14 protein-coding genes and 1 riboswitch are annotated in these 23,192 nt (G+C 66.8%); of the genes, 12 read left to right on the top strand and 2 right to left on the bottom strand.

Annotated features, from left to right (window positions below; translation table 11 throughout):
- Positions 1 to 56: 56 nt before the first annotated feature.
- The 4 genes from QU663_RS08070 to QU663_RS08055 all read left to right on the top strand — a co-directional run bounded on the left by QU663_RS08070 (position 57) and on the right by QU663_RS08055 (position 9,587).
- On the top strand, positions 57 to 1,544 hold the full coding sequence (locus tag QU663_RS08070; protein ID WP_021612222.1) for an oligosaccharide flippase family protein: 1,488 nt from the start codon (positions 57 to 59) through the stop codon (positions 1,542 to 1,544).
- Positions 1,545 to 1,659: 115 nt separating this feature from the next.
- Positions 1,660 to 5,112, top strand: a complete 3,453-nt coding sequence (locus QU663_RS08065; protein WP_034481659.1) for a fibrinogen-like YCDxxxxGGGW domain-containing protein — start codon at positions 1,660 to 1,662, stop codon at positions 5,110 to 5,112.
- Positions 5,113 to 5,340: 228 nt separating this feature from the next.
- On the top strand, positions 5,341 to 8,805 hold the full coding sequence (locus QU663_RS08060) for a fibrinogen-like YCDxxxxGGGW domain-containing protein (protein ID WP_021612219.1): 3,465 nt from the start codon (positions 5,341 to 5,343) through the stop codon (positions 8,803 to 8,805).
- A gap of 5 nt (positions 8,806 to 8,810) precedes the next feature.
- The gene (locus QU663_RS08055; RefSeq protein ID WP_021612218.1) at positions 8,811 to 9,587 is read left to right on the top strand and encodes a WecB/TagA/CpsF family glycosyltransferase; all 777 of its coding nucleotides are present in this window, start codon (positions 8,811 to 8,813) and stop codon (positions 9,585 to 9,587) included.
- Positions 9,588 to 10,415: 828 nt separating this feature from the next.
- Here the strand turns inward: QU663_RS08055 and QU663_RS08050 are convergent.
- Positions 10,416 to 11,111, bottom strand: coding sequence for a sugar transferase (locus QU663_RS08050; protein WP_009056126.1), 696 nt, complete (start codon positions 11,109 to 11,111; stop codon positions 10,416 to 10,418).
- A gap of 308 nt (positions 11,112 to 11,419) precedes the next feature.
- Positions 11,420 to 11,505, top strand: a riboswitch (ZMP/ZTP riboswitch).
- A gap of 38 nt (positions 11,506 to 11,543) precedes the next feature.
- Between QU663_RS08050 and glyA the strand changes: the two genes are divergently transcribed.
- The 4 genes from glyA (at position 11,544) to QU663_RS08030 (ending at position 15,875) form a co-directional block, all read left to right on the top strand.
- Positions 11,544 to 12,833: a serine hydroxymethyltransferase gene (glyA, locus tag QU663_RS08045; protein WP_021612217.1), complete on the top strand. Its 1,290-nt coding sequence runs from the start codon at positions 11,544 to 11,546 to the stop codon at positions 12,831 to 12,833.
- On the top strand, positions 12,830 to 13,738 hold the full coding sequence (locus tag QU663_RS08040; protein ID WP_021612216.1) for a bifunctional methylenetetrahydrofolate dehydrogenase/methenyltetrahydrofolate cyclohydrolase: 909 nt from the start codon (positions 12,830 to 12,832) through the stop codon (positions 13,736 to 13,738). The genes glyA and QU663_RS08040 overlap by 4 nt, the downstream gene beginning before the upstream one ends.
- Positions 13,739 to 13,869: 131 nt before the next feature.
- Entirely contained in the window at positions 13,870 to 14,697 is an 828-nt protein-coding gene (locus QU663_RS08035) for an exodeoxyribonuclease III (RefSeq protein WP_021612215.1), read from the top strand.
- Positions 14,698 to 15,677: 980 nt separating this feature from the next.
- Complete coding sequence (locus tag QU663_RS08030) at positions 15,678 to 15,875, top strand: hypothetical protein (protein WP_304990545.1); 198 nt, start codon at positions 15,678 to 15,680, stop codon at positions 15,873 to 15,875.
- A 181-nt stretch (positions 15,876 to 16,056) separates the two neighbouring features.
- Here QU663_RS08030 and QU663_RS08025 read toward each other — a convergent pair whose 3' ends face one another.
- Positions 16,057 to 16,605 carry a 2'-5' RNA ligase family protein gene (locus tag QU663_RS08025; RefSeq protein WP_021610939.1) on the bottom strand — a complete coding sequence of 183 codons (549 nt, stop codon included), beginning with the start codon at positions 16,603 to 16,605 and terminating at the stop codon, positions 16,057 to 16,059.
- A 133-nt stretch (positions 16,606 to 16,738) separates the two neighbouring features.
- Here QU663_RS08025 and galK point away from each other — a divergent pair, with 133 nt between their 5' ends.
- The 4 genes from galK (at position 16,739) to mfd (ending at position 23,182) form a co-directional block, all read left to right on the top strand.
- Positions 16,739 to 17,986 (top strand): galactokinase, encoded by a 1,248-nt coding sequence (gene galK, locus QU663_RS08020; protein ID WP_021610938.1) that lies wholly within the window; start codon positions 16,739 to 16,741, stop codon positions 17,984 to 17,986.
- Positions 17,987 to 18,088: 102 nt separating this feature from the next.
- Positions 18,089 to 18,952, top strand: a complete 864-nt coding sequence (locus QU663_RS08015) for an SGNH/GDSL hydrolase family protein (RefSeq protein ID WP_021610937.1) — start codon at positions 18,089 to 18,091, stop codon at positions 18,950 to 18,952.
- Positions 18,942 to 19,544 carry an aminoacyl-tRNA hydrolase gene (pth, locus tag QU663_RS08010; RefSeq protein WP_009056130.1) on the top strand — a complete coding sequence of 201 codons (603 nt, stop codon included), beginning with the start codon at positions 18,942 to 18,944 and terminating at the stop codon, positions 19,542 to 19,544. Before QU663_RS08015 ends, pth begins: the two co-directional genes overlap by 11 nt.
- A 53-nt stretch (positions 19,545 to 19,597) precedes the next feature.
- Positions 19,598 to 23,182, top strand: coding sequence for a transcription-repair coupling factor (gene mfd, locus QU663_RS08005; protein ID WP_021610936.1), 3,585 nt, complete (start codon positions 19,598 to 19,600; stop codon positions 23,180 to 23,182).
- Positions 23,183 to 23,192: the final 10 nt, after the last annotated feature.

Below are 23,192 nucleotides of genomic sequence, written 5' to 3'. Positions count from 1 at the left end.
TATCCCATCGATCGGTTATAGGGAAAGGCTACCGCGCGGTAGCGGGAAGGTTACTCATGAGTGAGACAAATCAAGCCAGGCGTTCCCTCGCGCGCGGGGGCATCGTCGGCTTCGTCGGAGCGGCGGCGTCGGCGATTCTGGGCTTCGCGTTCACGATCATCCTGTCTCGGATGCTGGGGGCGCAGGGTGCGGGCGTCGTCACCCAGGCGACGGGCGTCTTCGCGATCGTCATGGCGTTGGCGAAGGTTGGCCTCGACTCCACGGCGATCTACCTGATGCCCCGCCTGTCCCTGGATGCGCCCGAGGAGATCCGCGCGACCCTGTCGTTCATGGCGACGATGACGGTGGGCGTGTCCACCGTCTGCGTGCTCGTTCTCGAGGCCGTGGCCCCGTTGATCTGGAATGAGGAGGTCGCGGGGGCCACCCGTGCAGTCCTCTGGTTCGTGCCGATCGGTGCCCTGACGTTGGTTGCGTCAGCCGCGCTGCGGGCTCTGGGCAACATGCGCGAGTACGTCCTCGTCCAAAACCTGCTCCTGCCGGGCCTGCGTCCTCTGCTCGTCGCCCTCGCGGCCGCTCTGACCGGGTCGCTGGCCTTCGTGTCGGTCGCGTGGGCGCTTCCGTTCGTCATCGTTCTGGTCGCCTCGTGGTGGCTGTTGCTGCGTCACATGCCATCGGTCGCGGATTCGGTGGGGCGTTGGCCCGGGGCCGCGCGTCGTCGTCAGGTCATCGCTTTTGCGCTGCCGCGCACCCTGACGGCGGGGTTGGAGCAGGCCCTGCAGTGGCTTGATGTTCTGCTGGTCGGCTTGCTCGCCGGCGACGCGGCCTCGGGCATCTACGGTGGCGCGATTCGTTTCATTCAGGCTGGCATGGTCGTGGACACGGCCCTGCGCGTCGTCGTGTCTCCCCAGTTCTCCAAGCTCCTGCATCAGGGGCGCACGAAGGACTTGCGGGACCTGTACAGCACGGCGTCGATTTGGCTGGTTCTCTTCGCCGCTCCGATCTACGCCTTGATGGCGATCTTTGCACCCGCGCTCATGCGGATCTTGGGCGAGAGCTTCGCCCCGGGGGCTACCGTCCTCGTGGTGCTGTGTATCGGTTCCATCGTCACGTTCATGGCGGGCAACATTCACTCGCTGCTCATCATGAGCGGGCGTTCGGGTTGGGCCGCGGTCAACAAGATCGTGGTGCTGAGCCTCAACGTTGTGGGTAACCTCATCTTTATTCCGCGTGGAGGAATGGTGGCGGCTGCCGTCGTGTGGGCGGTGTGCATGGTGCTTGACGCGGCCATGGCGACTGTTCAGGTCTCGCGCTTCATCGGTGTGACACCGAAATTGTCCGAGGTGGTCAAGCCGATTCTCGTTGTGGGCGCATCTGCGGTGATTCCGGGCGGTTGTATAGCGTGGGCGCTGGGGCGTGACTCCTTCGTGGCGACCGTCGCGGGCTCAGCCCTCTCGGTCCTGGTTTTTGCCTGTGTTTGCTGGCTTTTCCGCGATCGCCTGCATCTGACGGGACTTGGGTCCCTCGCGAGGAACCGACGGGGTTAACCATGGGGCGCGTGGGGCTCCTGTGAAAGTCCTGCTTGACCAACCGGTTGATCAGATGGCACTTGTTGTGTAATTATTTATGCAACAAGTTATCGTTCAGTCGAAAGGTCGTGTCATGGCTTCTGCAATTTCGCGCCTTGCAATCGTTGCAACCGCGCCGATTGTTGCGTGTGCGTCCCTCGCGTTCGCCCCGATGGCGCACGCAGATAATATCCGTCAGCCCGGTCAGTCCGTCACGCATGACGGCCTGAGTGCCGCCACTGCCGCGGCGTCCTGCTGGGACATTAAGCAGCGCAATCCTGCGGCTTCCGACGGTACCTACTGGCTGCAGACCCCCGCGATGGACGCCCCGGCGCAGTTCTTTTGTGACCAGACGACAGACGGCGGCGGGTGGGTCCTCATCGGCCGCGGCCGTGAGGGCTGGGAAGGCTGGAGCGGCGGCAAGGGCGACACCTCGAAGCTGACCACGCGCGTGCGCAACACCGACGCCTTCGACGTTGTCCAGTACTCCAACGCCACCGTCAACCAGCTGCTCAACAACGAAAACGTCAAGGATCAGGCGGACGGCGTGCGCGTCCTTCGCTCCTGGAGTGCCTCGGGTCGCTCGTACCAGACGGTCGACCTGAAGTTCACCAAGATGACGGACTTCGTGTGGCCCTTCAAGATGGCCCACCCGGTCCACGTCTCCCTCGACAACCGAGCGAGCATCTACACCTACATGTGGAATACCCCCGGCTACGACCAGGCGTGGAACGCGCTCCAGGTCTACCCCTCGAGCCGCACCGACTGGACCATCGGCTGGGGTTACGGCACGGGCGCGGCCAGCTGGGGTGGAGACGTCTCGTCCTCGACTTCCTTCTTCCACAAGAGCGGACAGACGATCTTCCCCTACTCCGAGGCCTACGTGCGTCCGCGTATCTCCTCCGACTCCTCGGACTTCGCCCGCCTGCCGGACACGGGCGGCGCCGAGCAGACCGTGAGCCGCGCCGTCTCCAACTACGCGGCCAAGACCTCGTGGGGCGTGAGCGGTAACCTCAACGGTTCCGTGAAGGAAGGCAATATCCAGGTTCAGGCCTTCGCGCAGGTCGGGTCCACCATGTACGTGGGCGGCAACTTCACCGGCGTCAAGCAGGGTGAGAACGGCGCCGAGACGTCCTCGCGCGGCCTGGCCGCATTCGACGTGAACACCGGCGACTGGACCGGCCAGGCCTTCGACTTCAATGCGCAGGTCAAGGCCCTCCTCGCACTGCCCGACGGCCGCCTCCTCGTGGCCGGCGACTTCACCCGCGTCAACGGCGAGGCCCACATCGGCACCGTCGTCATCGATCCGTCCACCGGCGCGATCGACCCCTCGTGGGATCTGAGCATTAAGAACGCCCTGCGCGGTGGCACGGTCAGCGTGCGCGCCCTCGACTACTACGACGGCTACGTCTACCTCGGCGGTGTCTTCACCCACCTCAGTGGCGGCGGGGTCTCGAACGTCTACGGCCGTAACGCGGCCCGCGTGGCCCTGAACGCACGCCCCGACCGTGCCTGGAACCCCGAGCTGAGCGGCTCCGTGCAGGCCGTCGCCGTCAGCGAGGACAACGGCGCCTTCTACGCCGGCGGACACTTCACCCGCGCCCATGGCAACGATCGCGCCTGGTACGCCGCCAAGTTCTCCACCGCGCCCGGCGCCGCGCAGGATACGAGCTTCGACTTCCAACCCTCCACCGTCAGCGCCGGGAAGTACCAGCAGACCATCTCCGCCGCGGGCAAACGCGTCTTCATTGGTGGCTCCGAGCACTCCCTCTTCGGCTACGACACCGGTACCAACCTGCGCACCTCGGGCTCCCTGATGCTCAGTAATGGTGGCGACCTGCAGGCCTCGACCATCTCCGCCAACGGCGTCATCTACGGCTCGTGCCACTGCTCCGACGGCTCCTACCAGGACAAGTACGACTGGGGAGTCAACGAGAACTGGTCGCGCATCGATGAGATCAAGTGGGTCGGCGCGTGGGACGCCACCACCGGCGAAAACCTGCACTGGACCCCCTTCGAGCTCTCCTCGCGCCGCAAGACCGGCGCATGGGCGCTCACGACCGACACCAACGGCAACCTGTGGGCCGGCGGCGACTTCACCCTGTCCTTCACCGACTCGACGCATAGCCAGTGGAACGGCGGCTTCGCCCGCTACGACAAGCGTGACAACGTCGCGCCCGAGGCCCCGACCTACCTGCGCACCTCCTCGGCCACGGCCTCGACCGTGACCCTCACCTGGGAAGGCGTCTCCGACGCGGTCTCCTACGAGGTCCTGCGCGACGATCGCGCCATCGGCTCCACCGAGTCGACCAGCATTGAGGTCCCGCGCGGCGGCGAGAACCGCTTCTTCGTGCGCGCCGTCGACGCCGCGGGGAACCGTTCGGCCACCACCCCGGTCTACGTTCCCCCGGCCTACGGCCAGGTCGATCCGGCCAACCCGGTCCTGCTGGACGCGGGAGCCACGTGGCGCTACCGCGCGGAGAACAGCCCCGCTTCCGAGGACTGGGCCCGCACCTCGTTCGACGACTCCCAGTGGCCCACCGGCGCCGCACCGCTCGGCTACGGCGACTCGCGCATCGCGACTGTCCTGGGCTCGAAGGACTCGCGCCCCGTCACTTCCTACTTCCGCAGCCACTTCCAGGTCGGAGACGCCAGCGCCATCAAGGGCGTGACCGTCAGGTACATGGCCGACGACGGCGCCGTGGTCTACATCAACGGCCACGAGGTCGACCGCACCCGCATGGGAAGCGGCACGGTCAGCTACCAGACCCGAGCGGATTACGCCCCCTCCTACAGCGCCGCCGTCGACTCCATGTCCGAGGTCTTCGTGCCCGCGGCCCTGCTGCACAGCGGCGACAACGTCATCGCGGTCGAGACGCACGTGAACTACATGCGCACCGCGACCGTTGGTATGCAGGCGTCGATCTTCCGAGTGGAGGGCACCCCGGACAATTCCGACTCCCATGAGCCCTCGCTGCCGGCGGAGCCCCAGAACCTCGGTGACGCCACCCAGCCGATCGACGTGCGCGGCATGACCTCGGGCGAGGTCATCCCCTCGGGCACCACCCAGTGGAACTACTGGACCTCGACGAGCGCGCCCGCCTCCGACTGGGCGACCACCGGCTCCCTGGCCGACTGGTCGCGCGGCGCCGGGCCCATCGGCTGGGGCGACGCGAACGCTGCCACCACCCTCGACATCGCGAAGAAGGACCGGGCCGTCACCTACTACTTCGCACGCGATATCGACCTGGGCACCATTACGCCCGCGACCTCCCTGGTCGTCAAGGTACGCGCGGACGATGGTGTCGTCCTGCGGATCAATGGGACCATCGTCGATACGAAGCGTATGTCGGATGGAAACATTACTCACACAACCTATGCGAACGAGGCGGTCACCGTCTCCAAGGCGTCCTCCGATCTGCTCGAGGTCTCCATCCCTGCGAGCTCCTTGACAGACGGGGTGAACCGCATCGGTGTTGAGGAGCATGTCAACTACAAGGGCACCGCGTCGATGACCTTCGATCTGACTGCAAACATGGTCAAATAATGCGACTATCGTGTCGCTTCGCGGCGGTTTGCGCGAGGTTGTCATCGCTTGACGCGATCCGCACTTCCTCGTGAAAATCTGTTGACAGGTGGAGCCCTCGCCCTCGCGGCGAGGGCTCCCTTATATGTGGTCAAGGACTCTAATTTTCCGCTAACCAAGTGGTTGAGTGACGGGGGTTTTCGTGACACTATTAGTGGTAACCATTAACGTGATACCTGTGAGGATCCGATGAAATTTCTCCGCCGCTGCCTCGCCCTCGGCCTGGCATCGATAACCGGTTTCGGAGTGCTTGCACTCAGTCCCGTCGCAGCTCAGGCTGCTGTTGACCCCCTCCACGACGGCCTCTCCGAGGCCACCGCGGCCGCCTCGTGCTGGGAGATCAAGCAGAACGATCCGCGCTCGGAAAACGGCACCTACTGGCTCCAGACGGCCACCATGGATGCCCCGCGCCAGTTTTTCTGTGACCAGAGCACGGACGGCGGTGGCTGGGTCCTCATCGGTCGAGGCCGTGAGGGCTGGGAGACGTGGAGCCAGGGTAAGGGTGACGAGTCCAAGCTCGCGACCCGCTCGCGTACCCCCGGCGACTTCGAGGTGATCCAGGCCTCCCACGAGACCGTCAACGGCCTGCTCGGCGGCACCAAGGTCTCCGACCTGGCCGACGGCGTCATGGTCCAGCGCGCCTGGAACTACCGCGGCACCGCCTACCAGACCGTGCGCATGCAGTTCCCCAAGATGAGTGACTTCATCTGGCCGTTCAAGAGCGCTCACCCCGTGAACGTCAAGTTCAACCGCGAGTGGTGGGTCAACGGCGGCATCGTCTGGTCGGGCTTCGGCACCAACACCGGCTGGGGATACGTCAACCTGACGGCCTCCCCCCAGAACAAGTACACGATGGGCTGGGGCTACGGGCCGCTGGCATCCTCGTGGTACGACACCTCCTCCTCGACGTCGTTCTTCCACCGCAACGGCTCCATCATTAACCCCTACGCCGAGGTCTACGTCCGCCCTGAGCTGCGCTCCACGGACTCCTCTTTCCGCGCCATCGGTGATGGCGGCACCGCGGCCGAGACCCAGAAGGCCTCCGTCTCCGAGTACGCCGCCCCCACCATGTGGGGTGTGACCGGTAACCTGAACGGCTCCATCCAAGAGGGCAACATTCAGGTCCAGGCCTTCGAGCAGATCGGCTCGACCATGTACGTCGGCGGTAACTTCACCGGCGTCCAGAAGGGCAAGAACGGTTCGGCGATCACCTCCAACGGCCTCGCCGCCTTCGACGCGACCACGGGAGTGTGGACCGGCCAGACCTTCGACTTCAACAACCAGGTGAAGGACCTCGTCGAGCTGCCCAGCGGCAAGCTCCTCGCCGTCGGTGACTTCACCAAGGTCAACGGCGAAACCCACGTGGGCACCGTCCTCATCGACCCCGCGACCGGGCAGATCGACCCCTCGTGGAACCTCCAGGTGCGCAACGGCAGCGGCGGGCGCGTCAGCGTGAAGTCCGCGAAGGTGATCGACGGACGCATCTACTTGGCCGGTGCCTTCACCCACCTGTCGGGCAACGGCGTTTCCTCCGTCTACGCCCGTAACGCCGGGCGCCTTGACCTGAACGGCACACCCGACCGCTCCTGGAACCCCGATATCAACGGCACCGTCATCGATATCGACGTCGACGAGGCCGACACGTACCTCTACGCGGCCGGATTCTTCACGCGTATCCACGATCGCGTCGCCGAGAACGCCGCCCGCGTCGAGACGTCCGCGGGTGCCACGCTCGACCAGTCCTGGTCCTTCCGTCACTCCTACCTGATCGGCAAGTACCAGCAGGCGGTGACGGTCGGTAACGGCCGCGCCTACTTCGGTGGCTCCCAGCACTCGCTGTTCGGCTACAACACGTCCGACATGACCCGCACCTCCGGGTCCATCACGATGCAAAACGGCGGCGACCTGCAGGCCACGACGCGCTCCGCCACCGGAGTCATCTACGGCTCGTGCCACTGCTCCGACTTCACCTTCCAGGACGCCTACCACTACCTGGCGCTCGGTAACACCTGGACCCGCGCCGACGAGATCCAGTGGGTCGGCGGATGGGACGAGGCCACCGGCCGCCAGCTCGGCTGGACCCCCTACCGCCTGTCCTCCCTGCGCTCCACCGGCGCGTGGTCCCTGGAAATGGCCGACGACGGCGCCCTGTGGGCCGGCGGCGACTTCAACTACTCCTACACCTCCAAGACGGACGGGCAATGGTCCGGTGGCTTCGTGCGCATGCCCGCCCGCAACGCCACCGCCCCCGCGGTGCCCGCCAACCTGCGCGCCTCCGACGGCAACTCCCAGCAGGTGACCCTCAAGTGGTCCTCTGTGCCGGGTGCCGACTCGTACCAGATCCTGCGCGATGACCGCACGATCGCCACCACGACCTCGACGTCCGTCACCGTGCCCCTGGGCGGCAACAACCGCTTCTTCGTGCGCGCCGTCGCCTCCGACGGCCTGGTCGGCGCCTCGACCCACGCCTACGTGGTCGACTCCAACGGCAAGCCCGACCAGTCCGACGACGCGACCCTGCTCGTCGACGAAGACGCCACCTGGGCGTACCACTGGTCGACCGACGCGGTCGCGAGCGACTGGGCCCAGACCTCGTTCGACGACTCCTCCTGGAGCCGCGGCACCGCCCCGATCGGCTACGGCGCGACCGGACTGGGCACCGTCCTCAAGCCCGGCGCGGCCAAGACCCGCCCCATCACCACCTACGCGCGTACCACCTTCACGGTCGCTGACCCCTCCGCCATCGGCGGCGTCAACGTCGCCGTGACGGCTGATGACGGGGCCGTGGTCTACGTCAACGGAACCGAGGTCGTGCGTCAGCGCATGAGCGAGGGCGCCGTCGACGGCTCCACCTACGCCTCCGCCTCGGTGTCGAGCGCCTCCGCACGCGCCGACCGACAGCTGGTCTTCGTACCCGCGTCCTCGCTGGTCGCCGGCACCAACACGCTCGCCGTGGAAACCCACCTGAACTACCGTTCCAGCTCCTCGATGAGCGTCGATGGCACGGTCAAGGTCGTCGCCAAGGGCGCCGAGCCCACGCCCGAGCCGCAGCCCGAACCCGAGCCGCAGCCCCAGCCGCAGCCCGACGAGCCGATCGTGCCCGACCCGGACAAGCCGCTCGAGGTCCTCGACGTCTCCGGCGTCAACTTCGGTGAGTTCCTGCCCACCGGTATGTATTGGAACTACTGGAACTCCAAGGACAACCCGGGCGCCGACTGGAACTCCACCGGCGACCTGTCCAAGTGGAAGCATGGCGCCAGCCCGCTCGGCTGGGGCGACCGTGACGCCGGTACCCCCTTCGACCTGGCCCCCTCCGACCGCGCGATCACGAACTACTTCGCCCGCGACGTCAACCTCGGTACCATCAGCGCCGACTTCGAGCTCACGCTCAATGTCCGCGCCGACGACGGAGCCGTTGTCTACATCAACGGAACCGAAGTCAAGCGCATCAACATGCCGGAAGGAACCATCACCCCGAACACGAACGCCAAGTCCAACGTCTCGCTGGGCACGGCCAAGAACAACCTCCAGACCATCACCGTTCCGCGTGATCTCCTGAAAGATGGTGTCAATCGCATCGCGGTCGAAGAGCACGCGAACTACGCTGGAGCTGTGTCCGTTTCCTTCGATCTCAAAGCAAGCCTGCTGAGGTAATCGACATGACTCACCAGTCGCCCAACGCTGGCGGCCTCGACCAGAGCGAGGCCGCCAGCGCGGTCGGCGCCAGCGCTGACGATCCTGCCTTCGACGCGATGGCGCAGCGCGTGCTCACCCGTGGGCACGCCACCACGTGGCTCAACCACTGGTCGCTGCTGCACGCCGACTTCCGTGCGTTGGCGCGCATGAACACCGTCGGTTTCGACGGCACGCTCTTGCAGATGCGACTGCGCGCAGCCGGACACGAAGTGGCTCGCACGTCGGCGGACCTTGTCCTGCCCCACGTCTTCTCTCGCCTTGACGACGGCACTCGAATCACCCTGATCGGTGCCGTTCCCGAGGCCGGCGAGGCGGCAGCGCAGCGCCTGGAGCGTTTCGACGTCCAGGTCATCGACGGCTACGACGGACTGCGCCGCTTCAAGGCGCAGCCTTCCGTACTGGCAGACTTCGACCCCCGGCTCGTCATCGTGGGCCTGGGCGCTGGCTTGCAGGAGGTCGTCGCCTCGGTCGCACTCGGGCTCGTGCCCGAGGCATCCGTGTGCACGGCGGGCGGATGGATCGACCAGTACGCGCGTGCAGCGGACAACTACTTCCCGGACTGGGTGCATGCCGCCCGCCTGGGCTGGGCGTGGCGCATCGCGCACGAGCCCAAGCGTTTGACGAAGCGCTACACGGTCGAGGCCCTCGACTTCATCGCTCACGCGCCGCAGCTCGTGAGCCGCCTTGAGGCGATGGGCTCCTTCTTCGATCTGGGGCTCGCCGTGAGTCGCCAGGCCTGAGCAGGGCGCTCCGCCCGCGCGTGTGAGCGGCAGGGGCGGGCCGGACCTTGTGTGGTCCGGCCCGCCCCTTTTGTATGCTCTGTGGGCCGTGCGTGGCGGAGGTCCGCCCGGTGGGTGCGTGCGTTGGGTGCCAACCCTAGAATCCGGCCGCCCTCGGGCCGCCAAGGGGGAATTGCAGCATGAGAGCCTCGACACGCCGGCGACACGCCGATACGCAGCGTCCTCTCGGTCAGGAGTCTGGGAGTGCAGGGGTACCTTCAACGTCCGGCTGGTCTGTCGTGAAGGGAGCCCGTAGGGGCAAAAGCAGCAGGTCAGCAGGTCAGTGTTCGCTCGATTGGGGAGCCCTGCGATCGGGGCCGGGGGTGTGTCTTGAGACGTCCCTCATGTTTGGGGAATAACCGTTATCTGATGATTGACAGTGGTGTTGAACGCCTCAGTTTCGGCCTCACGCTCTCGAAGCTGTCAAACATGTGACCGCCCGCGCAGCACGAATTACTCTCTCGCTGCACTGCCGGCGCGTCCACGAGTGAGCCTCTGGCGGCCCGGAGGGCGGCGCCGCACGCCTGTGAGGCGAGCTGTAGGGTTGAGTGCCCCTCTGCGGCCGGTGGGTGGCGAAGAACGCCGCGGTGATCGCCGCCCACGCAGTGTCTCACAGCGCGGGGGACGGAAGGGTGCCGCGGTCGTCCATGCCGCCGTGAAGGGCGCGGATACGGCTCGCGACGGCACCCGAGGGAACGGGCATCAAGCGCAGGGCATCAAGCGCAGAGAAAGGGTGAGGCCCGAGCCGGATGGCTCGGGCCTCACCCAATCACACACACGCAGAAAGAATCAGTAGGCCCCCTCGTGACGCAGCAGAGCGGGAACCGTCTGCAGCATGATCCACGCATCGAGCGTGAGGGAACGGTGCTGGGCGTAGGACAGGTCCAGGTGGACCGTCTCATCCCAGGAGAGGTTCGAGCGGCCCGAAATCTGCCACAGGCCGGTGATGCCCGGACGCACGGCGAACTTGCCCATGACGCGAGGCTCGTACTGAGCGACCTCGCTGGGGAGCGGGGGGCGTGGGCCGACGAGAGACATGTCACCGCGAAGAACGTTGAAAAGCTGGGGAAGCTCGTCAATCGAGGTCTTGCGCAGGAAGGCGCCGATGCGGGTGATACGGGGGTCGTTAGTCATTTTGAACATGATCGAATTTCCCGCGCTGGAGTCGGCCTCGTTGGCCTCCACCAGGGAGGCCTTCATGGCCTCTGCGTCCACTCGCATGGTGCGGAACTTAAACATGGTAAAAGTCGTCCCGTTGAGGCCCACGCGCTCCTGCGTGAAGAAGGCGGGACCTCCGTCGTTCAGGCGCACCGCCAGGGCGACGATGATCCAGACCGGGGTCAGCAGAATAATGCCCAGAAGCGAGGCGAAAATGTCGCACATCCGCTTGATCGCGTTGTCGGCGGACGCGGCAAAATCCGACGCATGCTCGAGCGCGAGTGCCGTCGATGCGGCGCGTGCAGTTGGCTTCGTCAAAGTTGTCATCTGTGCGTCTTCCTTCTACTTCCTCAAACTCAAATACTGTAGGTCGGTTAGAGGGAGCTTTTCCCTCCAGATCGGGATATTTACCGAGTAAATAACCCTTGTGCGCCTCAGTCACCGTTAGGTGTTAACCCTAGTCTATCCATACGGTTAACTTATTTGCTAACCAAAGGGTTAAGTACAAGCGAAAATGGGCTGTGATTTCCTACACCGGAGCGGTCTCGCAGTGTGGCCAAAGATCTCTGATGACCAAGTGGTAGCTTCCTGACATGGTGGAAGAATGCGCAGCTAAACGCCACGAGATAGACTTGAAGACGTGTCGTGACTGGCGATTGAGGTGGGCAACCACCGGGGAGCGACGCATCGGCATCGATAGCCGCCCGCCTGGGCTACAAGTTGCTGTTATCACAATCGAATGATCAACAGGAGAACCCGATGGATTCCCTCAACGACATGACGCTGGCGCAACTGGACCCCGAGATCCAGGCAGTGCTGGACTCCGAACTGGAGCGTCAGCGCGGCACCCTCGAGATGATCGCCTCGGAGAACTTCGTTCCGCGCGCCGTTTTGCAGGCGCAGGGCTCGGTCCTCACGAACAAGTATGCGGAGGGCTACCCGGGTCGCCGCTACTACGGCGGCTGTGAGTTTGTGGACGTCGCCGAGTCGCTCGCGATCGAGCGCGCCAAGCAGGTTTTCGGTGGCGACTACGTCAATGTCCAGCCCCACGCGGGAGCTCAGGCCAACGCGGCCGCGCTGATGGCGATGGCGAACGTCGGTGACCCTATTCTGGGCCTGTCCCTGGCCCACGGTGGCCACCTCACCCACGGCATGCGCCTGAACTTCTCGGGTAAGAACTATCGTGCAGTCGCCTATGAGGTGGATCGTGAGACGATGCGCATCGAACCCGAAAAGGTGCGTGAGGCCGCCCTGGCGGAGCGCCCGCGCGTCATCATCGCCGGCTGGTCGGCCTACCCTCGTCACCTCGACTTCCAAGCCTTCCGCGATATCGCGGACGAGGTCGGCGCCGCCCTCTGGGTTGACATGGCGCACTTCGCCGGCCTCGTGGCCGCCGGCCTGCACCCGAACCCCGTTCCCTACGCCGACGTCGTCACGACGACGGTCCACAAGACCCTGGGCGGGCCTCGTTCCGGCATGATCCTCTCCTCGCGCGGCGAGCAGTGGGGCAAGAAGCTCAATTCTGCCGTGTTCCCCGGCCAGCAGGGCGGCCCCCTCATGCACGTGATCGCCGCGAAGGCCATTGCCATGAAGGTCGCTCAGACCGAGGAGTTCAAGGATCGCCAGCGCCGCACGCTCGAAGGTGCGCAGATCCTGGCCGAGCGCCTGGGCGCCGACGACGCCAAGAATGCCGGTATCAAGCTGGTCACCGGCGGCACCGACGTCCACCTGGTCCTGGTCGACTTGGTCGAGTCCGAGCTCAACGGCCAGCAGGCCGAGGATCTGCTGCACGAGGTCGGTATTACGGTCAACCGCAACGCGGTGCCCTTCGACCCGCGTCCGCCGGCCGTCACCTCGGGCCTGCGCATCGGCACGCCCGCCCTGGCCTCGCGCGGATTCGACGCGGAGGACTTCGCGGAGGTCGCGGATATCATCGGCACGACGCTGACGCAGGGTGCCTCCGGCGGCAACGTTGAGGTGGATGCGCTGCGCGCCCGCGTCAAGAAGCTCACGGACAAGCATCCCCTCTACGCGGGGCTCGAGCAGTGAGGGCTCCCTGGGAGGGCGGCGCACGCGTCCTGGACGGCACCGCGACCGCGGCCGCCATTAAGGCGGAGCTCAAGGAGCGCGTGGGTCGCCTGCGCGAGGCCGGGGTTGTCCCGGGCCTCGGGACGATCTTGGTAGGCGAGGACCCCGGCTCGGTCGCCTACGTCGCGGGCAAGCACCGCGACTGCGCCGAGATCGGCGCCGAGTCGATCCGCGTGGATCTGCCCGCCGACGCAACGCAGGAGCAGGTGGAGGCCGCGATCGATCAGCTTAACGCTGACCCCGCGTGCACGGGCTACATCGTGCAGCTGCCGTTGCCTCGCGGGATCGACACGAACGCCGTTCTGGAGCGTATCGATCCCGCGAAGGATGCGGATGGTCTGCATCCGATGAATCTCGGACGCCTCGTGCTGCGAGGCTCGGGTCCCATCGAGTCGCCGCTGCCGTGCACTCCGCGCGCGGTCATCGAGCTCGTGGAGCGCCACGGGATCGACCTGGCCGGAAAGAACGTATGCGTCGTCGGCCGTGGCGTGACCGTGGGTCGCTCGATCGGCTTGCTCCTCATGCGCAAGGAAGTCAATGCCACGGTCGACGTGTGCCACACGGGCACCGAAAACCTCGCAGAGCACGTGCGCCGGGCGGACGTGATCGTCGCAGCGGCGGGGTCCGCTGGGATCATCACCGCCGACATGGTCGCCCCCGGCGCTGTCGTCCTCGATGTGGGCGTGAGCCGCGTGAGAGACGCAGACGGCAAGGCTCGCCTGAAGGGCGACGTCGCCGACGGAGTGGACCAGGTCGCCGCGTGGATCAGCCCGAACCCCGGCGGCGTCGGCCCGATGACGCGGGCCCTGCTCGTCACGAACGTCGTCGAGGCCGCGGAACGCCAGGCGGGAATCGGCGCGAGCTGACCGGCGGTGCGTAGCCTCAAGAAACGGGGCTGTTGCCCGCGAACGTAGCGGAGGCGCGGTGAGGATACCCATTCCTCGCCGCGCCTCCTCGTTCATCTAGACTGAAGAAAACTCTTGTTAAGGAGAAAACGATGACTCTGACGGTGACCACCGTGAACCTGAACGGGATCCGCGCCGCCCACAAGCGCGGCTTCCTCGACTGGCTGGAGGGGAGCGGTACAGACGTGCTGCTCATGCAGGAGGTGCGTGCGCCGGAGGAGATTTCCCGCGAGATCATGGGCGAGGCCTGGGAGAGCGTGTGGGTTCCCTGCCGTATTAAGGGGCGCGCGGGCGTGGGTGTGGCCGCGCGGCGCGGGCGCGCGAGCCTGGAAGGTGGGCCTCGCGTGATCCTCGACGATGCGGAGACGGACGTGGATTCGGGCCGGTGGCTCGAGGCCGTGGTGCGCCCCGACGGTAGGAATGCCCTCGTGCGCGTCGTCTCGGCCTACTTCCACTCGGGCGAGAAGGATACGCCCAAGCAGGAGGCGAAGATGGCGCACCTGCCTCGCATTGGGGCCCGCATGGCCGAGCTGCTCGCCGAGGAGGCTGCCGGTGGCATGTCGTCGCTCGTGTGCGGCGACTTCAACGTCGTTCGCTCGCAGGCCGACATTAAGAACTGGAAGCCGAACCACAATAAGCGCGCGGGCGTCCTCGACGAGGAGATCGCTTTCCTCAACCAGTGGGTGGACGAGGGATGGCGCGACACCGTGCGCGACCTGGCCGGTGACGTGCAGGGCCCCTACTCGTGGTGGTCGTGGCGCGGCCAGGCCTTCGTCAACAACGCGGGCTGGCGCATCGACTATCAGTACGCGACGCCCGCGCTGGGGGAGCGTGCGAGCTCCTTCGAGATCGGTCGCGCCGACGAGTACGCGGAGCGTTTCTCGGATCACGCGCCCGTCTCGGTGACCTACGACATCTGACGTTTCGTGCACGAGGCCGTGGCCCGGGGCCATCTGGCCCGGGGCCGCGGCCTTTCGTGTCTGCGGGAGGCCACGGCCTCTCATGTCTGCGGGCGATCTGTTGTGTGGGCTGTGGCACTGTTTTCCAAAATTTCGCACGTAATTCGTTTGGGTGAAGTTTCAACAATCGCTGGAAACGTTGCAATTCCAACAGTGTGACTTCAAAATTTGAAGTAGTCGCGAGGGAATTACGTGCGAAATTGATGGGGCCTAGCTGCCGTGCTCGTCGATGACGGGGTGTCCCCGGGGACAATACGCATCCGGATAGGAAACGAGCATCCGGATAGGAAGCGAACATCTGGATAGGTAACGAGCATCCGGATAGCTTAATAACCTATCCGGATGTGCATAACCTATCCGCGTACGCGCAACCTATCCGGATGGTGCCCAGAAGAGGAGGCTGTGGGGCCTGGCGGTGCTTGTAGGTGATGGTGTGGCCTGGCTGCCGTGCTCGTCGATGGGGGGACTGTCTCTGGGGGCATCTGGCCCGGGGCCACGGCCTTTCGTGTCTGCGGGCAGCTACGGCCTTTCATGTCTGCGGGCGGCCTGTTGTGTGGGCTGTGGCACTGTTTTCCAAAATTTCGCATGCAATTCACTTGAGTGAAGTTTCGACAATCGCTGGAAACGTTGCAATTCCAACAGTGTGACTTCAGAATTTGAAGTAGTCGCGAGGGAATTGCATGCGGAATGGGTAGGGCTGGCCTTGGCGCTTGTCGATGATGGGGGCTGCCCCCGGGGACAATACGCATCCGGATAGGAAACGAACATCTGGATAGGTAGTGAGCATCTGGATAGCTTAATAACCTATCCGGATGTGCGTAACCTATCCGCGTGCGCGCAACCTATCCGGATGGTGCCCCGAAGATGGGGTTGTGGGTCCTGGCGGTGCTTGCAGATGGTGGTGTGGCTTGGGCTGGCTACTCGCAGTAAGGAGAGCGCCGGTGTGGAGGGCGCCGGAGGGACAGGAAGGCCTGGCTGCGGTGCCCGTGGGCGGTGGCGGGGCCTGGCCGGGCTTCGAGACGACGCACCGAGCGAAGCTCGCGGCGCGGACGGCTCGCGGGCGGGCCGCCGCCCACGGGCACACCAAGCAGTCCGGCCCCACGGCCGGGGCTTCCGGCGCCCGGAACACCAGCGGGTGATGAGCGTGCGATGAGCGGGTGGGCAGGGATCGTGCCGCGTGGAAAGCAGGTGGACAGGGATCGTGCCGCGTGGAAAGCAGGTGGACAGGGATCGTGCCGCGTGGAAAGCAGGTGGACAGGGATCGGGTCGTGCGGAAAGCGGGCAGTGAAAAGAGTGTGCGACAGTCTGGCCAATAGTGCCTCAGTGTCCGGAGGCGTCGAAGTCGAAGAGTGCCATCGAGGAGTAGATGCCCGAGGGGTCGATGCGGTCCAGGCGGAAGCCGGGGACGATCCACGAGGCCTTGACGGTGGCGCCGATGTCGAGCGCAAGATCCAGGGCGATGTCGTCGACGTCCTGTGCCAGCGTCACGTGCGGGTGGTAGGGGAATCGCGTCTCGTGGTCGAGGGGGCCGGAGCGGATCTCCTCGGCGATGTCGATGCAGGCGTCGGCGCCCTCGGCCAGGGTCATGAAGGCGACGTTGGAGATGGGCCGGAACGAATCTGTGCCGGATAGGGTGATGCGGAAGGGCGCGTGCCGGGCGGCGATCGTGCGCAGGTGGTCGATGACGTCGGCGCGCGCGTCGCGGGCGACGGGCGTAGGCGGCATGAGGGTGATGTGCGCGGGGATGCGCGAGCCGGCGAGGTCGCCGAGGCGTAGGCGCAGGTCAGTCAGCTGTGAGACCCAGGGTTCGGGGATGGCGACGACGACGCCGAGCCAGTCTTGGCCGGGGAGTCGTTGGGGGAGGAACATGGGGCCTGCCTGTGTCGCGAATGTGGTGGCTCCACTGTACCGGGGCGGCGGGGTGAGCGTGGTGAGGCTATAGCGCTTGAAGGGTGTGAGGGCGTTCACGTAGCCTTGTGGGAGTGAGACCAAGGAGGATCGTGTGAGTGATCTCGTGTGGGCCGACGCTGCTACCCCCGCCGATGGGGCCGCACAGGCCGCCAACCTGTTCCGTGAGGCGTTTGGCTACGAGCCTTCGGGCGTGTGGAGTGCGCCCGGGCGCGTGAACATCATTGGTGAACATGTGGACTATAACGGCGGCCCGTGCCTGCCGATTGCCCTCCCGCACCGCGCCTACGTGGCGTTGTCGCCCCGCGAGGATCGAACGATTCGGCTGATTTCGCCGCAGACCCGCGACGCGGTGGATGTCCTCGATCTGGATGTGATCGGCCCGAAGGGGACGCCCGGTGAGGTGACGAACCACTGGACCGCGTACCTGGCTGGCGTTGCGTGGGCGCTTGAGCAAGCCGGATATGGCCCGTTGCCCGGTTTCGACGCGGCCCTGTGGTCGTGCGTTCCTCTGGGTGGCGGCCTCTCCTCGAGCGCCGCGCTTGAGTGTGCGACGGCGGTCGCCCTGGACGAGGTGTGCTCCCTCGGCTTGGCCGGCACGATCGAGGCCCCCAGCGACGAGGGGCGCAAGGTGCTCGTCGACGCGGCGCGCGCTGCGGAGAATCAGGTCGCCGGCGCGAACACGGGCGGCCTGGATCAGACGGCGTCGCTGCGCTGCCGGGAGGGCCACGCGCTGGCCCTCGACTGCCGCGACATGTCGACGCGTCAGGTCCCCTTCGACCTGAGCGCGGTCGGCTTGGAGCTCCTCGTCATCGACACCCGCGCGAAGCACTCGCTGGCGGATGGTCAGTACGGGTCGCGCCGCGCGGATTGTGAGGAGTCGGCGCGGATGTTGGGTGTCGAGCAGCTCGTGGACGTGGAGGATTTGGACGAGGCTATGGCCGCGTTGGGTGATGAGCGCTTGGCGGCGCGCACCCGCCACGTCGTGTCCGAGATTGCGCGCACGCGGGCGTTCATTGATCTGCTTGACGAGGGGCTGCTGGAGGGGACGCGCCTGAAGGTGGCGGGTGCTCTCATGAATGACTCGCATGATTCGCTGCGTGATGACTATGAAGTGTCGTGCGAGGAACTGGATGTGGCCGTGGATGCGGCTCGGGCGGCGGGCGCTCATGGCGCCCGCATGACGGGCGGCGGCTTCGGCGGCAGCGCGATCGCGCTTGTGGATGCGGACGCGGTCCTGAGTGTCGCCCAGGCCGTGGCGAGCGCCTACGCGCAGCGTGGCTGGGAGCCTCCTCACTTCATCCGTGCTCTCCCGGGAGCGCCGGCCGGGCGTCTGAGCTGAGCGATCTGAGACAAACCAAGGGGCCGGTGCTTCAGCATTTGAAGCACCGGCCCCGGCCTCGTTACACTTGAGGAAGCAACGAGAACGCGGGAAGGATGCAACATGGGGATCGGCAAACGGGCATGGCAGGTAGCGGGCGCTGCGGCAGGCGGTGCGAGCCTCTTCGGCGGCGGCGTGGCGATTGGGCGGCTCCTGCGCCTGGACTCCCAGCGCGGTGACTACCGCAAGGCGTGGGAGAACCACAACCTGGCGACCCTGGACCGCCTCCGTCAGCTCGACGAGCACCCCGAGGGCGAGCGCCCCTACCTGATCGTGGCGCTGGGCGACTCCTCCGTGCAGGGCATGGGTGCCTCGCGCATCACCGAGTCCTACCCGGCGCGCCTGGCTTCCGCGATCAACGCCCAGCTGGACCGCGAGGTCCTCCTGCTCAACCTCTCCTTGTCGGGTGCCACCATCGAGTCCGTCGAGCTCACCCAGGTCCCCCAGATGCGTGGCCTGGGCCTCCTGGACGGCCCCTGGAGTCCCGACCTGGTCACCCTGACCATCGGCGGCAACGACGTGATGGCAGAGGACATGGCCCCCGGCCAGTTCGAGGAGCGTCTGCGCCGCGTCCTCGGCTTCCTGCCCGCGCACGCCCTCGTCTCCACCATCCCCTCCTTCGGCATCATGCCGCAGGAAAGCCGCGCGCAGGACATGTCCGACCGCATCGGCGCCGCGGTCGCCGACAGCGACGCGCACCTGGTCGACCTGCGCTCCCTCACGCAGGAATACTCCCTGCCGACCTACACCTTCGCCTACCACGCCGCGGACTTCTTCCACCCCAACTCGGCGGCCTACGCCAAGTGGGCCCAGCTCTTCGCCGACGCATGGGCCAAGTCCCGACGTGAGGCAGCCCCCGTCGTTGAGGATGCCCCCCAGTGGGACATGCTCTCGGCGCGGGTGGCACAATCGGAGTATGACGACTGACGGACCGTGGCTCGTCGTCGGGTTAGGTAACCCCGGCGCGCAGTATGCCTCCACCCGACACAACGTCGGGTACTTGACCCTCGACGTGCTCGCCTCGCGCGACGGCGCGACCCTGACATCGCACCGTTCGCGCACGCATACGGCCGACGTTCGCCTCGGGATCGGCCCCGGCGGCGTGCCCGGACCGCGCGTGATCCTGGCGCGCTCCGACAGCTACATGAACACCTCCGGCGGGCCGATCAGCGCGCTTGCCTCCTTCCACAAGATCGAGCCCTCGCGCATCCTCGTCATCCACGACGACATGGACCTGCCCGCGCACACGCTGCGCCTCAAGGTCGGCGGGGGAGAGGGCGGTCACAACGGCCTGAAGTCCCTCACCCAGCACCTGGGCACCCGAGACTACGCGCGCCTGCGCATCGGCGTCGGGCGTCCCCCGGGGCGCATGGACCCCGCCGACTACGTGCTGGCCGCCCTGCCCTCCAAGGAGCGCCCCGACTGGGACGTCACCTTCGAGCAGGCCGCCGACGTCGTCGAAGACATCGTGACCAAGGGATTTGCCCCCACCCAGATGGCCCTACACACCGGGTCCTGATCGCGGCGGCGCCCTGGGGCATCGCCGCATACCCTCACCGCGAAAGGCAGCGCGTGCTACTTACCGGACTCCTCCCGGACATCTCCACCGATCCCGCGATCGAGACGGCCACGGACTCCATCGAGGCCGGCCGCTCGGGAGTGATCGTCGCCCCCGTCGGCGTCCGGCCGCCGCTCCTCGCGGCCGTGTCCTCCCGTGCGGCCACGCCGCTTGTGGTCCTCACGGCCACCGGACGCGACGCGGAGACGCTGACCAACGCCCTGGCCTCGTGGATCCCGGGCGTAGCTATGCTGCCCGCCTGGGAGACCCTGCCCCACGAGCGCCTCTCGCCCCAGGTCGACACGATGGCGCGCCGCATCGCCGTCCTGCGCCGCCTCGTCCACCCCATCGAGGGCGACGACAGCGCCGGCCCGATCTCGGTCCTCGTCGTGCCCATCCGCGCCTTCCTCCAGCCGATTATCTCCGGCCTGGCGGACCTCGAACCCGTGCGTGTGCGCAAAGGTGACATCATGGACCTCACCGAGGTCACGAACCGCCTGTCCGAGCTCGGCTACGAGCGCGTCGACATGGTCGAGGGCCGCGGCCAGATGAGCGTGCGCGGCGGCATCCTCGACGTCTTCCCACCCCAGGAAGCCCACCCGCTGCGCGTGGAGCTGTGGGGCGACGAAGTTGACGATATCCGCGCCTTCTCCGTCTCCGACCAGCGCACCCTCGGCGAGGCCACCGACGGCGTGTGGGCCGTGCCCTGCCGCGAACTCCTCCTCACCCAAGCTGTGCGCGCCCGCGCCCGCGAGGCCGCCGACCGCCTGCCCGGCGCCGCCGAGATGCTCAGCCTCGCCGCCGAGGGGATCGCTGCGCCCGGCATCGAATCGCTGGCCCCCATCCTCGTGGGCGGCATGGAATCCCTCCTTGACCTGCTCCCGGCAAGCGCCCCCATCCTCGCCTCCGACCCCGAACGCATCCGCGCCCGCGCCGCCGACCTGGTCGCCACGACCGAGGAATTCCTCGCCGCCGCGTGGAGCGCCGCCGCCGGGGGAGCCGACACTCCCCTCGAGGCCTCCAAGGCCTCGTTCCTCGACCTGAGCGAGCTGTGGGGGAGCGGGACGCGCCCCTGGTGGGAGCTCACCGACCTGCCGCCCGCCGACCTTGCCTCCGCCATCGACGAGGCCGAGGCCGGGGCCGCGGGTCAGGGAGGCCCGGCGCCCGTCGTCGTCTCGCCCACCCTCATGCGCGTGGGAGCCCGCGACGTGCACCCCTACCGCGGGGACTTCGCCCGCGCCGCCGCCGACCTCACCGACCTGGCCCGCGACGGCTGGCGCATCGTTGTCACCACCGAAGGCCCCGGCCCCGGCCGACGCATCCGCTCCATCCTCACCGACGCCTCGTGCCCGGCCGCGCTCGCGGACAGCGTGGAAGCACGCCCCGACCCCGGCCTCGTCACCATCACGACCGCGCAGGCCGGCGTCGGATTCGTCGCGCCCCACCTGAAACTCGCGATCCTCACCGAAGGCGACCTGACCGGGCGCGTCGGCGCCTCCACGCGCGACATGCGGCGCATGCCCTCGCGCAGGCGCAAGGGCGTCGACCCGCTGACCCTGCACCCCGGGGACTACATTGTCCACGACCAGCACGGCATCGGGCGCTTCATCGAGCTGGTCTCGCGCATGATCGGGCGCGGGGACGCCGCCTCCACGCGCGACTACCTGGTCATCGAATACGCGCCCTCCAAGCGCGGCCAGCCCGCCGACCGGCTCTTCGTGCCCACCGACGCCCTGGACCAGATCTCGAAGTACACCGGATCCGACGAACCGACCCTGACGAAGATGGGCGGCGCCGACTGGGCCAAGACCAAGGCGCGCGCAAAGAAGGCCGTCAACGAGGTCGCCAAGGAGCTTATCCGCCTGTACGCCGTGCGCCAGCAGACCAAGGGCCACGCCTTCGGGCCCGACACGCCCTGGCAGCGCGAACTTGAGGACGCCTTCCCCTACGTGGAGACCCCCGACCAGCTCGTCACCATCGACGAGGTCAAGGCCGACATGGAAAAGCCCGTCCCCATGGACCGCCTGCTCACCGGCGACGTCGGCTATGGCAAGACCGAGATCGCCGTGCGCGCCGCCTTCAAGGCCATCCAGGACGGCTACCAGGCCGCCGTCCTCGTGCCCACGACCCTGCTGGTCACCCAGCATGCGGAAACCTTCGCTGAGCGCTACGCCGGGTTTCCCGTGCGCATCGGCACCCTCTCGCGCTTCTCGACGCCTAAGGAGACCGAGGAGGTCAAGGCGGGGCTGGCCTCGGGCGAGGTCGACCTGGTCATCGGCACACATTCCCTGCTGACCGGCACCGTCTCCTTCAAGAAGCTTGGCCTGGTCATCATCGACGAGGAGCAGCGCTTCGGCGTCGAACACAAGGAGACTCTCAAGGCGCTGCGCACCGACGTGGACGTCCTATCCATGTCGGCCACCCCCATCCCGCGCACCCTCGAGATGGCGATCTCCGGCATCCGTGAGATGTCGATCCTCCAGACACCGCCGGAGGAACGCCAGCCCGTCCTGACCTTCGTCGGTGCCTACACGGACGCACAGGTCAGCGCCGCAATCCGGCGCGAGCTCCTGCGCGATGGGCAGGTGTTCTACGTGCACAACCGCGTCGACTCGATTTCCTCGGTCGCCTCCCACATCGCCGAGCTGGTCCCTGAGGCGCGCGTGCGCACCGCCCACGGCAAGATGAACGAGCATCAGCTCGAGGCCGTCATCCAGGACTTCTGGAACCACGAGTTCGACGTCCTCGTGTGCACGACCATCGTCGAAACTGGCCTGGACATCTCCAACGCGAACACCCTCATCGTGGACCGCGCCGACACCTTCGGCCTGTCCCAGCTCCACCAGCTGCGCGGGCGCGTCGGGCGAGGCCGCGAACGAGCCTACGCGTACTTCTTCTACCCCGGCGACAAGGCGCTCACCGAGACCGCTCACGAGCGCCTCAAGACGATCGCCGCGAACACCGAGCTGGGCGCGGGCCTGGCGGTCGCCCAGCGTGACCTCGAGATCCGAGGCGCCGGCAACCTCCTGGGAGGGGCCCAGTCCGGCCACGTCGAGGGCGTCGGATTCGACCTGTACGTGCGCATGGTCTCCGACGCGGTCGCCGCCTACCGCGGCGACGCGCCCGCCGAGAAGACCGACGTGCGCATGGACCTGCAGGTCGACGCGCACATCCCCGAGGGGTACGTGCGAGGTGAGCGCCTGCGCCTCGAGGTCTACGCGAAGATCGCCGCCACGACCACCCCCGAGCAGGAAGCCGACGTGCGCGAGGAGCTGGTCGACCGATACGGCCCCATCCCGCCCCAGGTCGACCTGCTCTTCGCCGTCGCACGGCTGCGTGAGATCGTGCGCCGAGCCGGGATCACCGAGGTTGTCACGCAGGGCAAATACCTGCGCGTCTCGCCCGTCGAACTGCGAGATTCCCAGGTCATGCGCCTCAAACGCCTGCACCCGGGCACCGTCATCAAGGCGGCCGTCCGCCAGGTCCTCGTGCCCCTGCCGCTCACCTCGCGCGTCGGCGGATCTCCCCTCACCGACGGCCCTCTCCTGGAGTGGGTGGAGACGCTGGTGACCAAGATTCTCGTGCCTTTTGGCGAGTAGGCCCTGTGGT

This window comes from Schaalia sp. HMT-172, assembly GCF_030644365.1.
Classification (GTDB): Bacteria; Actinomycetota; Actinomycetes; order Actinomycetales; family Actinomycetaceae; genus Pauljensenia.
This window is presented reverse-complemented; position numbering and strand designations above follow the sequence as displayed.

Coding starts and splice junctions, on each gene's coding strand:
- QU663_RS08065 (WP_034481659.1), top strand. CDS start 1,660: ATGGCTTCTGCAATTTCGCGCCTTGCAATCGTTGCAACCGCGCCGATT.
- glyA (WP_021612217.1), top strand. CDS start 11,544: ATGGATTCCCTCAACGACATGACGCTGGCGCAACTGGACCCCGAGATC.
- QU663_RS08035 (WP_021612215.1), top strand. CDS start 13,870: ATGACTCTGACGGTGACCACCGTGAACCTGAACGGGATCCGCGCCGCC.
- QU663_RS08050 (WP_009056126.1), bottom strand. CDS start 11,111: ATGACAACTTTGACGAAGCCAACTGCACGCGCCGCATCGACGGCACTC.
- QU663_RS08015 (WP_021610937.1), top strand. CDS start 18,089: ATGGGGATCGGCAAACGGGCATGGCAGGTAGCGGGCGCTGCGGCAGGC.
- QU663_RS08055 (WP_021612218.1), top strand. CDS start 8,811: ATGACTCACCAGTCGCCCAACGCTGGCGGCCTCGACCAGAGCGAGGCC.
- QU663_RS08060 (WP_021612219.1), top strand. CDS start 5,341: ATGAAATTTCTCCGCCGCTGCCTCGCCCTCGGCCTGGCATCGATAACC.
- QU663_RS08070 (WP_021612222.1), top strand. CDS start 57: ATGAGTGAGACAAATCAAGCCAGGCGTTCCCTCGCGCGCGGGGGCATC.
- QU663_RS08025 (WP_021610939.1), bottom strand. CDS start 16,605: ATGTTCCTCCCCCAACGACTCCCCGGCCAAGACTGGCTCGGCGTCGTC.
- pth (WP_009056130.1), top strand. CDS start 18,942: ATGACGACTGACGGACCGTGGCTCGTCGTCGGGTTAGGTAACCCCGGC.